Origin of the sequence: Streptomyces sp. NPDC001222 (genome assembly GCF_042896945.1) — a bacterium.
Classification (GTDB): domain Bacteria; phylum Actinomycetota; class Actinomycetes; order Streptomycetales; family Streptomycetaceae; genus Streptomyces; species Streptomyces gibsoniae.
Genome location: NZ_JBIAXT010000003.1, coordinates 398424 through 412197 on the forward strand (window position 1 = coordinate 398424; position 13774 = coordinate 412197).

Here is a 13774-nt window from a genome sequence, read left to right on the forward strand (position 1 = left end):
GGTAATGCGTCGCATTATCGGGTGGGGAGGAAATCGGGCAAACGGCAATCGGGTTGACGGCCTGCTGAATCCTTACTGCCCTGTGTTTCCAAGGAGTTCGGCACTATGGGCGGTGCCGGGACGAGAAGCGGCGCGCCCCGTCGACGAGGCGCGCCGCGTATGACCCGGAGGGGTGAGGACTCGTACGGTCGGCCGGTCTACTCCCCGGTGACGATGCGGACTTGGCCGACCGAGGCATGGGCGGCCGAGCCGCCGGTGGTCGTCCGCCACTCGCTCGCGAAGCCGCCGCGCGACCACTCCCGGCCCTCGAAGGAGACGCGCGCGATGTGCAGCGCCGACGAGTTGGCCACGGCCCAGTGGGCCAGTTCCCAGCCGCGCTGCCGGGCGGTGCCCGAGGCGGTGGACTTCCGTGGCACCGGGATCGTCAGGGCGTCGGACTCGGTGGACGGCGCCGCCGTGGACGGGTCGGTGGACGTGGCCGTCGAGGTGTCCGCGGCCGGGCCGGTGTCCGTGGGGGACGAGGACGAGCTCCCGGTGACCACCTCCGCGCCGGCCGTCTGGAGCACATCACGCCCGAAGTCCCGCACCAGTGCGGCCCGTACCGCGTCGGCGCCGCCGGTGGTCGCCGGGGCCGGGCGCCCCTGACAGGTCAGGGTGGCCGCCGACCGACCGGTCAGCGCGGCGGCGAGCAGCGTGGCGTCCGGCTCGTGCTTCGCGTACGCCTCGGGATAGCCGCTGCGCTGCACGCGCTGCGCGGCGACGGTCAGCGGCAGCCGGGTGTAGTCCGGCACCTTGGCCAGGTGGTCGTAGAACATGGTCGCCGCGTACGTCGGGTCCATGATCTGCTTCTGGGTGCCCCAGCCCTGCGACGGGCGCTGCTGGAACAGACCGAGCGAATCCCGGTCGCCGTGCTGGATGTTGCGCAGGCCCGACTCCTGGAGTGCGGTCGCGATCGCGATGGTCACCGCGCGCTCGGGCAGGCCGCGCGTGGTGCCCACGGCGGAGATCGTCGCCGCGTTGACCGCCTGCTCGGGGGTGAACGAGTACGACGCCCCGTCGGCCTTGCCGGAGATCACCTTGCAGCTGGGTGCTGCCGGGCCCGTGAGGTACTGGACGGCGAGGTAGCCCGCGACGGAGAACAGGACCACGAGGGCCGCCCCGAGACGGAGAAGGCGGCCACGACGCTTGGGTTTGGGGGACGGCTCTGACACGCGTACAAGGTACTGGAGGTGTTCATGAGCCCTGCCCGGGGTTGTGGACAACCGGGGGCGCCGGTGCGCGCTATAGGGTCGGTCACATGGCCGATACCCCGCTTGACCTCACGTTGGACGCCGCTCAGCTCACCGCGCGGCTCGTCGACTTCCGCTCCGAGAGCGGAACCGAGAAGTCCCTCGCGGACGCCATCGAGGCGGCACTGCGCTCGTTGCCGCATCTGACGGTCGACCGGTACGGCAACAACGTGGTGGCCCGGACCCGGCTGGGGCGCCCGGAGCGGGTCGTCCTGGCGGGCCACATCGACACGGTCCCCATCGCCGACAACGTCCCCTCCCGCCTGGACGAGAACGGCGTGCTGTGGGGCTGCGGCACCTGCGACATGAAGTCGGGCGTCGCGGTCCAGCTGCGCATCGCGGCGACCGTCCCCGAGCCCAACCGGGACCTCACGTTCGTCTTCTACGACAACGAAGAGGTCGAGGCACACCTGAACGGTCTGAAGCATGTGTCCGAGACCCATCCGGAATGGCTGGAGGGTGACTTCGCCGTGCTGCTGGAGCCCTCCGACGGGCAGGTCGAGGGCGGCTGCCAGGGCACGCTGCGGGTCCAGCTGAGGACCAAGGGCGAGCGCGCGCACTCGGCACGCGGCTGGATGGGCTCCAACGCGATCCACTCGGCGGCCCCGATCCTGGCCCGGCTGGCCGCGTACGAGCCGCGCTACCCGGTGATCGACGGCCTGGAGTACCGCGAGGGCCTGAACGCGGTGGGCATCTCGGGCGGCGTGGCCGGGAACGTGATCCCGGACGAGTGCGTGGTCACGGTCAACTTCCGCTATGCGCCGGACCGCAGCGAGGAGGAGGCGATCGCGCACGTCCGCGAGGTGTTCGCGGACTGCGGGGTGGCCGAGTTCGTCGTGACCGACCACAGCGGCGGCGCGCTCCCGGGCCTCTCCCACCCGGCCGCCGCGGCGTTCATCGAGGCGGTCGGCGGCACCCCTCAGCCCAAGTACGGCTGGACGGACGTGTCCCGTTTCAGTGCGCTCGGCATCCCGGCGGTCAACTACGGCCCGGGCAATCCGCACCTTGCGCACAAGCGGGACGAACGCGTCGAAATCAGCAAGATCCTCGCCGGGGAGGAGCGGCTGCGGGCCTGGCTGACCTCCTGACCGGGCCCGTGCGGCGCCGCGGCCCATGGCGGACATGCACACGTCCCCCTTCCGTAACCTGCGTGGATCTACGCTGGGGTGGAACGACCTTCCCCGACCTCCCGGTCTCCCCCGGCTCCGGGCCCGTCCGAGCCGCGGGGAGACCGGGACGGGAAAGGCCCCGATGCGGAGGGAGCGCAGATGCCCACTGGCAACCCCCAGGGCAAGAAGGTGCCGCCGGACGAGCAGCGGCTCGGTCCCGTGCTGCGCAGGCGGGAGCAGGTCACGAAGAGCACCACGGACCAGCGGCTGCTGGACGCGGGCGGCCCTTCGGACTGGGTCCACACGGACCCGTGGCGTGTGCTGCGCATCCAGTCGGAGTTCATCGAGGGTTTCGGCACCCTGGCCGAACTCCCTCCCGCCATCAGTGTGTTCGGCTCCGCGCGGACGCCGGTGGACTCGCCGGAGTACGAGGCGGGCGTGCGGCTCGGGCGCGGCCTGGTGGAGGCCGGCTGGGCGGTGATCACGGGCGGCGGCCCGGGCGCGATGGAGGCGGCGAACAAGGGCGCGTGCGAGGCGAAGGGGATCTCGGTCGGCCTCGGCATCGAGCTGCCGTTCGAGCAGGGGCTGAACCCGTACGTCGACATCGGCCTGAACTTCCGCTACTTCTTCGTCCGGAAGATGATGTTCGTGAAGTACGCGCAGGGCTTCGTGGTCCTGCCCGGCGGCCTCGGCACCCTGGACGAGTTCTTCGAGGCCCTCACCCTGGTCCAGACCCAGAAGGTGACCCGCTTCCCGATCGTCCTCTACGGCACGTCGTACTGGGGCGGCCTGGTGGACTGGCTGAAGCACACCCTGGTCGCCCAGGGCAAGGCCACCGAGAAGGACCTTCTGCTGTTCCATCTGACGGACGACGTGGAGGAGGCCGTCGCGCTGGTCTCCAAGGAGGCGGCCCGCTAGACACCGGTCCTGCGGGGTGCGGCGCTCGGTGACCGGGCGCCGCACCGTCCCGTCGGGCCGGGGCGGCTAGGCCAGTCCGCGGCGTGCCACCGCGGGCGGGCGGTGTCCGGCGATCGACGCCACCATGTCCAGCACCTGCCGGGTCTCCGCCACCTCGTGCACCCGGTACACCTGCGCACCCAGCCACGCCGAAACCGCCGTGGTCGCCAGGGTGCCGAGGACCCGTTCCTTCACCGGCCGGTCCAGGGTCTCGCCCACGAAGTCCTTGTTGGACAGCGACACCAGCACCGGCCAGCCCGTGGCGACCATCTCGTCCAGCCGGCGCGTCGCCTCCAGGCTGTGCCGGGTGCTCTTGCCGAAGTCGTGCCCCGGATCGATCAGCACCGACTCACGGGGCACCCCCAGGGCCACCGCCCGCTCGGCGAGCTCCAGCGTCACCTTCAGGATGTCCGCCATGACGTCCTCGTACGTCACCCGGTGCGGACGGGTCCGCGGCTGCGCACCGCCCGCGTGCGTGCACACCAGTCCCACCCGGTGGCGGGCGGCGACCTCCGCGAGCCGGGGATCCACCCCGCCCCAGGCGTCGTTCAGCAGATCCGCGCCCGCCTCGCACACCGCCTCGCCGACCTCGTGCCGCCAGGTGTCCACGCTGATCACCACATCGGGGAAGCGGCGCCGCACCTCGGCGACGAAGCCGACCGTGCGCCGGGCCTCCTCCTCGGCCGTGACCTCTGCGCCCGGCCCGGCCTTGACCCCGCCGACGTCGATGATCGCGGCACCTTCCGCCACGGCCTGTTCCACGCGCGCGAGGGCGGGCTCGTCGCGGAACGTGGCCCCCTGGTCGTAGAAGGAGTCCGGGGTCCGGTTCACGATCGCCATGATCACCGGCTCGTGTGCGCCGAATTCCCGCCTGCCCAGCCTGAGCATCCGCTGTGACCTCTCCCGGTACGTCCTGTTCATCGGCCGCCTGCGACCCTAATTGTCAGCGTCGCATGGCACGATCGGACCCGGAGACATTCGACAGCTGCACTTCCGTTCCGGCGCACTCGGCGCCGGCACCGAGCGTGGGGACCTCAGTGATGCTCATGTTCTTGTTCCTGGTCGTCGCGCTCGCCGTGGTGGTCGCCGCGGTGACGCTCGCCGTGGTGGGCGGCGGCGAGAGCACTCCGCTGCCCGAGGCGGCGCCCGACCGGTTCGACGACCCTCTGCCGCCGGACCGCCCGGTGAGCCGCACGGACGTGGACGCCCTGCGCTTCCCGCTCGCCGTCCGCGGGTACCGCATGGCGGAGGTGGACGACGCGCTCGGCCGGCTCGGCGCCGAGATCGCCGAGCGGGACGCCCGCATCGCCGACCTGGAGTCCGCGCTCGCCGGGGCCCGCGCGGCCGGCCACGGACTCGACCGGCCTGCCGAGGGAGACCAGCAGTGAGCCGCGCGGCCGTGGCGGGGCCCGACGGCGTGCTGCGCTGCCCCTGGGCCCTGTCCACCGAGGACTATGTGGCCTACCACGACGAGGAGTGGGGCCGCCCGGTCCACGGCGACGACGCGCTGTACGAGCGGTTGAGCCTCGAAGCCTTCCAGTCGGGCCTGTCGTGGATCACGATCCTGCGGCGCCGGGAGGGCTTCCGGGCCGCCTTCGCCGACTTCAGGATCATCAAGGTGGCGGCCTTCACCGAGACCGACCAGGAGCGCCTGCTCGCCGACGCCGGCATCATCCGTAATCGCGCCAAGATCGAGGCGACGCTCGCCAACGCGCGCCTGCTCGCCGAGTGGGCCCCCGGCGAGCTGGACGAGCTGATCTGGTCGTACGCCCCCGACTCCCGCCCGGCCCCCAGGACCCTCGACGACGTCCCGGCGGTCACCGCCGAGTCGACGGCCCTGTCCAAGGCGCTGCGCAAGCGCGGCATCCGCTTCGTCGGCCCGACGACGGCGTACGCGCTGATGCAGGCGTGCGGCCTGGTCGACGACCATCTGACGGACTGCGCGGCCCGGGGCGACTGACCGGGGCGCCGTGCGGGGTGCCTGCCGACGGGGGAGAACGCGCGGGCGCCCGTCGGTCGCGGGTGGCCCGCGCGTGTCCTCGGTCAGGGGCCGGACGGCCTCAGCGGCCCAGGTAGACGGGCTTCTCCTTGTTCACGAACGCCTGCACCGCGATCCTGTGGTCCTGCGAGGCTCCCGCGCGCGCCTGGAGCTCGTCCTCCTTCTCCAGGGCCTCGTCCAGGGAGTGGGAGAGCCCGTAGGCGAGGGACTCCTTCAGCGCGGCGTACGCCAGCGTCGGCCCCTCGGCCAGCTCACGCGCGGTCTTCTCCGCCTCGGCGCGCAGCTCGGACTGCGGGACCAGCCGGTTCGCGATGCCCCACTCGAACGCCTGCTGGGCGCTGATGCTGCGCGGGAAGAGCAGCAGGTCGGAGGCGCGCGAGGTGCCGACGGCCCGCTGCAGGGTCCAGGACGTCCCGGAGTCCGCGGTGAGCGCGACACCCGCGAAGGAGGTGTTGAAGGCCGCCGTGTCCGCGACGATGCGGTAGTCCGCGGCGAGCGCGAAGCCGAAGCCCGCCCCGGCCGCGACCCCGTTCACGGCCGCGACCACCGGCTTCGCCGCTCCCGTGAGCGCGCGCACGATGGGGTTGTAGTGCTCGTGCACGGTGCTCATCACCCCGGCGTCCGAGCCCGCGTCCTGCTTCTGGAGCAGACCGATGTGCTCCTTGAGATCCTGGCCCACGCAGAACGCCCGCTCCCCGGCCGCGGTGAGCAGGATCGCCCGTACGGCCCCGTCGGCCGCCGCCTCTTGCGCCGCGTCCCGCAGGGCGACCTTGGCTTCGATGTTCATCGCGTTCATCGCCTCGGGACGGTTCAGCGTGATCGTCGCGAGTCCGTCGCTCACCTCGTAGAGCACGGTGTCGGCCATGGTGGTCCTCCGGTGTCACGGTCCGTCGTACCGGTCGGTACGTCCTGTGTCCGAGGGACAGCATGGCGGAGATCACCGGTCGCGGCCCGGACCGGACGTGTGACCTGCGTCAAATAATGCCCGCCCGCCTCCGGGCGGCGAATCTCCGTGCGGTGGTGCAGTATCACAGCCGCATCGCCGAATTGAGTGGTTTTGGTCGGGCGTGTTGCTCAAGCGATGCCGACTGATGTTGGTCATCGGGTCCTGAGATGCGGGATAATGGCTTGGAAGCAATGTGTTCGATGCCGGTGCCGCGTGTCCCCCGAGGGGTCGCGTGCCCTTCAAGGGCTGTCGGCTGACGATGAGCTGGTTTCAGGAAGGGGAACGAGCATGGCGGCCATGAAGCCGCGGACGGGCGACGGCCCGCTCGAGGTGACCAAGGAGGGGCGGGGCATCGTCATGCGCGTTCCGCTCGAAGGCGGCGGTCGGCTCGTCGTCGAGCTGACCCCTGACGAGGCCGACGCGCTCGGCGACGCCCTCAAGAAGGTCGTCGGCTGACGCGCAAGCGGCCCCGAACTCTCGGCTTCCCCGGCATCGTACGCGGTGCCGGGGTCTGCTTTTCGGCCCGGCTCGCCCTCGGCGCGCCCTTCGGTCCGTCCGGCCCGCTCAGCGCTTGACCGCGCACAGCAGTCCGTCACCCACCGGGAGCAGTGAGGGCACCAGCTCCGGGGTCTCGCGGACCGTGCGCAGCAGTTCCCGCAGGCGCACGACCTCGGTGGGCTGCGGCCCCGAGTCCACCGTGCGGCCGTGGGCGAAGGCGCCCTCGAAGACGACGAGACCGCCGGGCCGCAGCAGGCGCAACGATTCAGCGAGGTAGTCGAGCACCTCCAGCCGGTCGCCGTCGCAGAAGACGAGGTCATAGCCGGCGTCCGCGAGCCGGGGCAGCACGTCCAGGGCGCGGCCCGGGATGAACCGGGCGCGGTTGCTGGCGAAGCCGCAGGCGCGGAACGCCTGGCGGGCGAACTGCTGGTGCTCCGGCTCCGGGTCCACCGTGGTCAGTACGCCGTCCGGCCGCATGCCGTGCAGCAGATGGATCCCTGAGACACCGCACCCGGTACCGATCTCCGCCACCGCCTTCGCGTCCACGGTGGCGGCGAGCAACCGCAACGCGGCGCCCGTGCCGGGCGACACCGAGCGCAGCCCTGCGTCGCGGGCCCGGTCGCGGGCCCAGCGCAGCGCTTCGTCCTCGGCGACATAGGCGTCGGCGAACGCCCAGCTCGTCTGCCGGTTGCCGGTAATGGCCCTCTCCTGTCCCCGTGATTGCCTGGGCGTGACTGTATCCGTTGGCCCCGGGAACCCGCAGATGGGACCAGACGTTTGGAAGGGTGGGAAAGGCAGCGGGGGAGGGACGGGGGACGGCCGGTGGATCTGGACGTCGAGCAAGTGCTGACGCAGGCGCATCAGCTCACATCAAATTCTCGTAAAACCGCTTATCCGGAGCTAACGGGCGAGGTGGCTATGGTAGGGGCTCCACTGGACACCACCAGAGCCGACAGGGGAGGTGCGGCTGCGCCTGTGGATCGGAGAGGAGTGCTTCGGCGCCTTCTCAGGTCGTCGGGTGAGCCGAAATCCGTGACCGACATCGCTGACACGCACCACGCTGCAGACACCGCGCAGACCGCGACCTTCGCCACCGACGCGGACTCGCAGGCGTGGACTCCGCCCACCTGGGAGGAGATCGTCAGCATGCACAGCGGCCGGGTCTACCGGCTGGCCTACCGGCTGACCGGAAACCAGCACGACGCCGAGGACCTGACCCAGGAAGTCTTCGTCCGGGTCTTCCGTTCCCTGTCGACCTACACGCCCGGCACGTTCGAGGGCTGGCTGCACCGCATCACGACGAACCTCTTCCTGGACATGGTCCGCCGCAAGCAGCGCATCCGCTTCGACGCGCTCGGCGAGGACGCGGCCGAGCGGCTGGCCAGCCGGGAGCCCACCCCGCAGCAGGTCTTCAACGACGCGCACTTCGACGCGGACGTCCAGCAGGCGCTGGACACCCTCGCGCCCGAGTTCCGCGCCGCCGTCGTCCTGTGCGACATCGAGGGACTGTCCTACGAGGAGATCGCCGCGACCCTGGGCGTCAAGCTCGGCACGGTCCGGTCCCGTATCCACCGCGGTCGCTCGCAGCTGCGCAAGGCCCTGGCGCACCGTTCGCCCGAGGCCCGCGCCGAACGGCGCAACTTCGTGGCCCGGGTGCCCGCGCTGGGGGGAGGGGGCGCGACCGCGTGAGTGGATCCCGTCGCCCCACACCGGCAGAGCAGCACCTTGGGGACCGCCTCTCCGCCCTCGTGGACGGAGAACTAGGTCATGACACGCGCGAGCGCGTACTGGCCCATCTGGCCACGTGCGCGAAGTGCAAGGCCGAGGCCGACGCCCAGCGCCGGCTGAAGAACGTCTTCGCGGAGGCCGCCCCGCCGCCGCCCTCCGAGAGCTTCCTGGCCCGTCTGCAGGGCCTGTCCGCGGGAGGTGACGTCGACGGCGGTGGCACGCCGCTCGGCGGGGGTGATTTCGGCAGAAGACCATCGTCGGCCGCCGGACTGCCCCCGGCGACCGGCGTCTTCGGAGTGAGGGGTGAGCCCTTCGGCTATGTGCCGGCGGGGCCCCATGCGGCGCTGGCCCCTTCCGGTGACCGGACGTTCCCCGGGGACCGGGGCTTCCGGATCCATCACGTCGGACGCCCGGACACCGAGCGTGCGTCCTCGCGCGGGCGGCGGTTCGCATTCGCCGCCGCGGGCGCCGTGTCGCTGGCCGCGATCGCGCTCGGCGGGGTGTCGATGGGCGTCCCGGCTGACACAACCCCGGAGGCACGCGGTTCCGGCACCGGAAGCAATGTGACCCCCATGCGTTCACCGGGCACCGGCAGCGGTGGCGGCACGACGCCCGACGCGGGCCGACGCCGGGCCGTCGGGCCGCTGATCGGACAGCGGACGCAGAGCCAGGGACTCGTCGCCTCCATGAGCGCGTCGGCCCCGCTGCTGCCCGGGGCCTCGTCCCCGGATGCACAGGACGCCTCGGAGATCGGCGCCCTGACGGCTCCCGTGGTGGCCGGAGCCGCCGCGATGTCGCCGCTGATACGCCCGCTCACCGAGACCACGCCGCTCACGCTGACCTCCTGGTCGGCGGCCCCCGGGATCATGACTCCTGGGCTGCTCAGGGCTCCGGTGCCGGCCACGTCCGCCGGCCCGTCCCCCTCGGCCTCCTCGCCGCTCGCCCACTGACCCGAGCGACTGCGCGTCGGCCCGCGGACCTGGTTGAATCCGTGGTGGACCGCGCCGCGGAAGTGTTCCGGGCGCGGCATCGACGTCTCAACGGCGACCGCCGGCGCCGTCGTGGCGGGGGCCGGGTGTGGGGAGAGCATGAGCGAGGGGAAGCCGGGCCCGGCGGGCGACGCCGAGAAGCGGACGCCTGAGGTACCGGACGGCGCGGGGGCCCAGGGGCTCCCGCACACGCCGGGAAACGGGCCGTCGGACGGGGACTTCGAGCTGGTGCGCCCGGCGGCGGTGGCGTCCGGAGGAGCCCGGGACGAAGGCGACTTCGAGCTGGAGCGTCCCGCGACACTCCTGTCCGTGGGAGCCGAGGGGGACTTCGAGCTTGAGCGTCCCCGGGCGGTGTCCGCCGGGACGGCCGAGCATGAAGGTCCCTTCGAAGGCGAAGGCTCGGTGCCCCGGGCGGACGGCGACCGCGGCGTCCCTGACGGCCACTCCGAAGGCGAAGGCTCGGTGCCCCGGGCGGACGGCGACGCGCACGGCGTCCCTGACGGCCGCTCGCGGCCCTTCCCCGACTCCGACCCCTACGACACCCCGCCCTACGGCATACCGGGCCCCTGGGCCCCCGCCCCGCCGGTTCAGCACCCGGCAGCGGCACCCCCCAGCCTCACGAAGGGAACGCCCCCGCCCCAGAGCGCCCCACCGGCGCCGGGCGCCCCGCTCCCGGCCGCGCCCGGAAGCGACACCTCCGCACCCCCCGCCTCAGGCCCGTCCGGATACACCCCCTGGCAGAACTACGACCCCTGGGCGCCCCAGCCCTTCGGGCAGGACGGGGCCGTCGCCACCGCCCCCGAGCCACGGCGCAGGCGGCTGCGCAGAGCCCTCGTCCTCGGGGCCGTAGCCATCGCGCTGGTCTCCGGAGGAGTCGGCGGTGTCGTCGGCGTCGCCCTGGAGCGCGACGGCGACCTGGCGGGCGACGTCCGGTTGCCGCAGGCCGGGAAGGAACCCGCCGTCCGCGCCCCGGACAGCGTCGCCGGGATCGCCGCCCGTGCGCTGCCCAGCGTCGTCACCCTGCACGTCAAGGGCGACGGCAGCGAGGACACCGGCACCGGGTTCGTCCTCGACGCGCGCGGACACATCCTCACCAACAACCACGTCGTCCAGCCCGCGGGAGCGAACGGCGAGATATCGGTGACCTTCAACGGGGGCGAGACCGCCAGGGGCACCGTCGTCGGCCGTGACACCGGCTACGACCTCGCCGTCGTCCAGGTCGGCGGGGTCCGGGGCCTGACGCCTCTTCCCCTCGGCAACTCCGACAACGTCGAGGTCGGCGATCCGGTCGTGGCCATCGGCGCCCCCTTCGACCTCGCCGGCACGGTCACCTCCGGGATCATCAGCGCCAAGGAACGGCCCATCACGGCCGGAGGCGAGAAGGGCGACGGGAGCGATGTGTCCTACGTCGACGCCCTGCAGACCGACGCCCCCATCAACCCCGGCAACTCCGGCGGCCCCCTCCTCGACTCCCGGGGCCGGGTCGTCGGCATCAACTCCGCGATCCGTTCGGCCGACGACAGCACCGACCAGAGCGACCAGGCGGGATCCATCGGGCTTGGTTTCGCGATCCCCGTGAACCAGGCCCGGCGCGTCGCGGAGGAGCTGATCAACACCGGCCGGGCCACCCACCCCGTGATCGGCGTGACGCTCGACATGAACTTCGCCGGAGACGGCGCCCGTGTCGCCGCCAAGGGCACCGACGGCGGTCCCGCGGTCACCCAGGGAGGGCCCGGCGATCGGGCCGGTGTCAGGCCCGGCGACGTGATCACCCAGGTCGACGGGGCGCGCGTCCACTCCGGGGAGGAACTGATCGTCAGGACCCGCGCGCACCGCCCCGGCGACCGTCTGGCGCTGACCGTGGTCCGCGACGGCGGACAGCGCAGCATCACGCTCGTCCTCGGTTCCGCGGGCGGCAGCTGACATCAGCCGCGCCGGAACAGGGACGAAAACGGCTGCACAAGGCAAACATCCCGGAAAACCCGGCGTGTACACGCGGTCGAGAAGGCCGGGGCGGTACCGATCCGGCGTGCACGCCGGGTACCGTGGATCCGGCCCGGACCACGGAAGACCCGCCCCACCACCGAGGGCCGCGGACCGAGGACCTCGCGAGGAGCTTCAGGTGTTCAATGACATAGGACCACTCGAGCTGCTGACGCTCGTCGTCCTCGCAGTGCTCGTGTTCGGTCCGGACAAGCTCCCGAAGGTGATCCAGGACGTCACGCGCACCATTCGGAAGATCCGGGAGTTCTCGGAGAGCGCCAAGCAGGACATCCGCAACGAGCTGGGCCCCGAGTTCAAGGACTTCGAGTTCGAGGACCTCAACCCCAAGACGTTCATCCGCAAGCAGCTGGACAACGACGATCTGGGGCTCAAGGAGATCCGCAACGGCTTCGACCTGAAGCAGGAGATGGCCGAGGTCACGGACGCGGTGCAGGGCCGTGAGTCCGAGTCGTCGTCCGGCACGTCCTCCCCGGCCGCCGGCGGTGCCGTCGACATGACGAAGAAGCCCGAGAAGCCGGGCCCGGACGAGCGCCCGCCGTTCGACGCGGACGCCACCTGAGCCGTCCACGACATCCGCGGGCGGTCGGCCGACCGCCCGCGCAGATGTGCTCACACATGGCCGGAACGTGACCCAGGCCATACGCCCTTCGGCGCGCGTGCGGCCGTATTGCGACGTCCAAGAGGCCGTATGCGCCGGGCGTTTCGCTGTGCTTCGGACCGCGGTGGCTATGCTGCCCAGTTGTTGTGCGGACCGTTTTTGGGAGCAAGGACGCCCGTGGGGGGCGGGCCGCTCGGGTCCGACGAGAGCGAGGAGGCGTCCGGGCAGATGGAGACGACGAGTCGGGTGGGCGCGCAGGCGCCCGCCGCGGAGGGCGGAGTGCGGCTCCCCTACGCCCGGGGCACGGTCGACGGCTACCAGCAGGCGTCGTTCCCGTGGTACGGCCTCGACGAGGCCTTCACGGGCCCGCGCTGGCTGATGCAGGTGGCCACCGCCGCCGACGGGTCCGTGGAACACGGGTCGGTCGGGCACGGCGACGAGCCCTCGGTACGGCACGAGGCCACCGACGACAAGGAACGGTTCGCGGTCGTGGTGACCGTCGCCGCCAACCCCGTACGGCGCAGCGCGGACGGCACCGGGCTGCTGGAGGCCACCTCGGTCTCGTCCGCGGCCTGGCTGGCCGGTGTGGGCCTGCTGTCGTTCACCTGGCCCGGCCAGCTGGACCACACCCTGCGGGACGACTGGCTGGAGCAGCAGACCGAGACGGCGTGGGTGCTCGCCGACGACCTGACCGGCCCTGTCTGGTCCACCCTGTCCCTGCCCGTGGACGGCGTGCCGACGTCGTTCCACTACCGGGAGTCCGAGTTCGGCTGGGTCCTCGCCGGGACCACGGAGGCCGGGGTGCACGTGGGGGCGTACGGCCGGGGCATGAGCGCCTACGGACTGGGCTTCGCGATGATCAAGGACATCCACGCCTACGTCGTCTGACGGGACGTACGAGGAAGGGGGCGCCGTCGTGGTGACGGCGCCCCCTCCCGCGTAGCCGAGAGCCGGCCGAGCCGGTGCTCGTGGCGTCCTTGGGGCGTGTTTTCGAAAGTCCCGTCTGGCCCGCGACTCCCCCGGCCTGGCGGCTGGGAGGTGCCCCCGGGTACGGCACCTCGCCGCGTCGTCGGATCGTCCGCGTACGCCCGGTACGCGGACGACCCTCCGCCTTGCGCTGCGCCGCACCGGACGCCGCGGGCCCCGTCCTTCGGGCGGGGCCCGCTACTTTCGGAACTCGCCCTAGAAGGCTCATGAAGATCTTGGGGTTCTGGCCCCGTCGTGGGAGCGGCGGGGCCAGACTCGTTTTCGTGGTGATGGGGGAATGGGCCGGGGAGACGGTCGGGCCGGATGTGTGGGAGATGTGCCGGGAGTTGATCCCGGCGGGGAGTGTGTTCGCGTTTCTGGCCGAGCACCGTGGTGCGCTGTTCCCGGCGGAGATGTTCGCGGACATGTACCCGTCGGCGAACGGGCGGCCGAGCATGCCGCCGCAGATCCTGGCCGCGGCGATCACGCTGCAGGCCCTGCACGGGTTGTCGGACTTCGAGACGGTGCAGGAACTGCGGTGTGACCTGCGGTGGAAGGCCGCGTGCGGGCTGGGTCTGCACGACATGGCGTTCGACCCGTCACTGCTGGCCTACTTCCGGCGCCGCCTGGCGCGCTCTGTGCGACCCAACCGTGTCTTCGAGGCCGTGCGCGAGGTGGTGAAGGCCACCGG

At 72.0% G+C, this 13774-nt stretch carries 15 protein-coding genes; 11 read left to right on the forward strand and 4 right to left on the reverse strand.

Features of this window, described 5'->3' with window-relative positions:
• Positions 1-197: 197 nt before the first annotated feature.
• Positions 198-1211 carry a heavy metal transporter gene (locus tag ACFY2Z_RS07500; RefSeq protein WP_390743212.1) on the reverse strand — a complete coding sequence of 338 codons (1014 nt, stop codon included), beginning with the start codon at positions 1209-1211 and terminating at the stop codon, positions 198-200.
• A gap of 86 nt (positions 1212-1297) precedes the next feature.
• Here ACFY2Z_RS07500 and dapE point away from each other — a divergent pair, with 86 nt between their 5' ends.
• Positions 1298-2377, forward strand: a complete 1080-nt coding sequence (gene dapE / locus ACFY2Z_RS07505; protein WP_390743213.1) for a succinyl-diaminopimelate desuccinylase — start codon at positions 1298-1300, stop codon at positions 2375-2377.
• Between the two features lie 180 nt (positions 2378-2557).
• Entirely contained in the window at positions 2558-3316 is a 759-nt protein-coding gene (locus tag ACFY2Z_RS07510) for a TIGR00730 family Rossman fold protein (RefSeq protein ID WP_390743214.1), read from the forward strand.
• Positions 3317-3382: 66 nt separating this feature from the next.
• Here the strand turns inward: ACFY2Z_RS07510 and folP are convergent, their stop codons facing one another.
• On the reverse strand, positions 3383-4243 hold the full coding sequence (gene folP, locus ACFY2Z_RS07515) for a dihydropteroate synthase (protein WP_390743237.1): 861 nt from the start codon (positions 4241-4243) through the stop codon (positions 3383-3385).
• Between the two features lie 152 nt (positions 4244-4395).
• On the opposite strand from folP, the gene ACFY2Z_RS07520 reads away from it, so the two are divergent.
• Together ACFY2Z_RS07520 and ACFY2Z_RS07525 are read left to right on the forward strand one after the other, a co-directional pair.
• A complete protein-coding gene (locus ACFY2Z_RS07520; protein WP_390743215.1) occupies positions 4396-4743 on the forward strand; it encodes a DivIVA domain-containing protein in 348 nt (115 codons plus the stop codon).
• Positions 4740-5315, forward strand: a complete 576-nt coding sequence (locus ACFY2Z_RS07525) for a DNA-3-methyladenine glycosylase I (protein WP_390743216.1) — start codon at positions 4740-4742, stop codon at positions 5313-5315. Before ACFY2Z_RS07520 ends, ACFY2Z_RS07525 begins: the two co-directional genes overlap by 4 nt.
• A 100-nt stretch (positions 5316-5415) precedes the next feature.
• Here the strand turns inward: ACFY2Z_RS07525 and ACFY2Z_RS07530 are convergent, their stop codons facing one another.
• Positions 5416-6219: an enoyl-CoA hydratase/isomerase family protein gene (locus ACFY2Z_RS07530; RefSeq protein WP_390743217.1), complete on the reverse strand. Its 804-nt coding sequence runs from the start codon at positions 6217-6219 to the stop codon at positions 5416-5418.
• A gap of 369 nt (positions 6220-6588) precedes the next feature.
• Between ACFY2Z_RS07530 and ACFY2Z_RS07535 the strand changes: the two genes are divergently transcribed.
• Positions 6589-6756, forward strand: a complete 168-nt coding sequence (locus ACFY2Z_RS07535; RefSeq protein WP_003966491.1) for a DUF3117 domain-containing protein — start codon at positions 6589-6591, stop codon at positions 6754-6756.
• 108 nt (positions 6757-6864) lie between these two features.
• Here the strand turns inward: ACFY2Z_RS07535 and ACFY2Z_RS07540 are convergent, their stop codons facing one another.
• Complete coding sequence (locus tag ACFY2Z_RS07540; protein ID WP_390743238.1) at positions 6865-7563, reverse strand: O-methyltransferase; 699 nt, start codon at positions 7561-7563, stop codon at positions 6865-6867.
• Between the two features lie 153 nt (positions 7564-7716).
• Here ACFY2Z_RS07540 and sigE point away from each other — a divergent pair, with 153 nt between their 5' ends.
• The 6 genes from sigE to ACFY2Z_RS07570 all read left to right on the forward strand — a co-directional run.
• Positions 7717-8487, forward strand: a complete 771-nt coding sequence (gene sigE, locus ACFY2Z_RS07545; RefSeq protein ID WP_390743239.1) for an RNA polymerase sigma factor SigE — start codon at positions 7717-7719, stop codon at positions 8485-8487.
• Complete coding sequence (locus ACFY2Z_RS07550) at positions 8484-9476, forward strand: anti-sigma factor family protein (RefSeq protein ID WP_390743218.1); 993 nt, start codon at positions 8484-8486, stop codon at positions 9474-9476. The genes sigE and ACFY2Z_RS07550 overlap by 4 nt, the downstream gene beginning before the upstream one ends.
• Positions 9477-9614: 138 nt before the next feature.
• Entirely contained in the window at positions 9615-11438 is a 1824-nt protein-coding gene (locus tag ACFY2Z_RS07555) for a S1C family serine protease (RefSeq protein WP_390743219.1), read from the forward strand.
• A 199-nt stretch (positions 11439-11637) separates the two neighbouring features.
• Positions 11638-12078, forward strand: a complete 441-nt coding sequence (locus ACFY2Z_RS07560) for a sec-independent translocase (RefSeq protein ID WP_390743220.1) — start codon at positions 11638-11640, stop codon at positions 12076-12078.
• 267 nt (positions 12079-12345) lie between these two features.
• Entirely contained in the window at positions 12346-13005 is a 660-nt protein-coding gene (locus tag ACFY2Z_RS07565) for a hypothetical protein (RefSeq protein WP_390743221.1), read from the forward strand.
• 368 nt (positions 13006-13373) lie between these two features.
• A partial coding sequence (locus tag ACFY2Z_RS07570) for a transposase (protein WP_390743240.1) occupies positions 13374-13774 on the forward strand: 401 nt, incomplete at its 3' end.

Coding starts and splice junctions, on each gene's coding strand:
- folP (WP_390743237.1), bottom strand. CDS start 4,243: ATGCTCAGGCTGGGCAGGCGGGAATTCGGCGCACACGAGCCGGTGATC.
- ACFY2Z_RS07520 (WP_390743215.1), top strand. CDS start 4,396: ATGCTCATGTTCTTGTTCCTGGTCGTCGCGCTCGCCGTGGTGGTCGCC.
- ACFY2Z_RS07555 (WP_390743219.1), top strand. CDS start 9,615: ATGAGCGAGGGGAAGCCGGGCCCGGCGGGCGACGCCGAGAAGCGGACG.
- ACFY2Z_RS07530 (WP_390743217.1), bottom strand. CDS start 6,219: ATGGCCGACACCGTGCTCTACGAGGTGAGCGACGGACTCGCGACGATC.
- ACFY2Z_RS07565 (WP_390743221.1), top strand. CDS start 12,346: ATGGAGACGACGAGTCGGGTGGGCGCGCAGGCGCCCGCCGCGGAGGGC.
- dapE (WP_390743213.1), top strand. CDS start 1,298: ATGGCCGATACCCCGCTTGACCTCACGTTGGACGCCGCTCAGCTCACC.
- ACFY2Z_RS07535 (WP_003966491.1), top strand. CDS start 6,589: ATGGCGGCCATGAAGCCGCGGACGGGCGACGGCCCGCTCGAGGTGACC.
- sigE (WP_390743239.1), top strand. CDS start 7,717: ATGGTAGGGGCTCCACTGGACACCACCAGAGCCGACAGGGGAGGTGCG.
- ACFY2Z_RS07510 (WP_390743214.1), top strand. CDS start 2,558: ATGCCCACTGGCAACCCCCAGGGCAAGAAGGTGCCGCCGGACGAGCAG.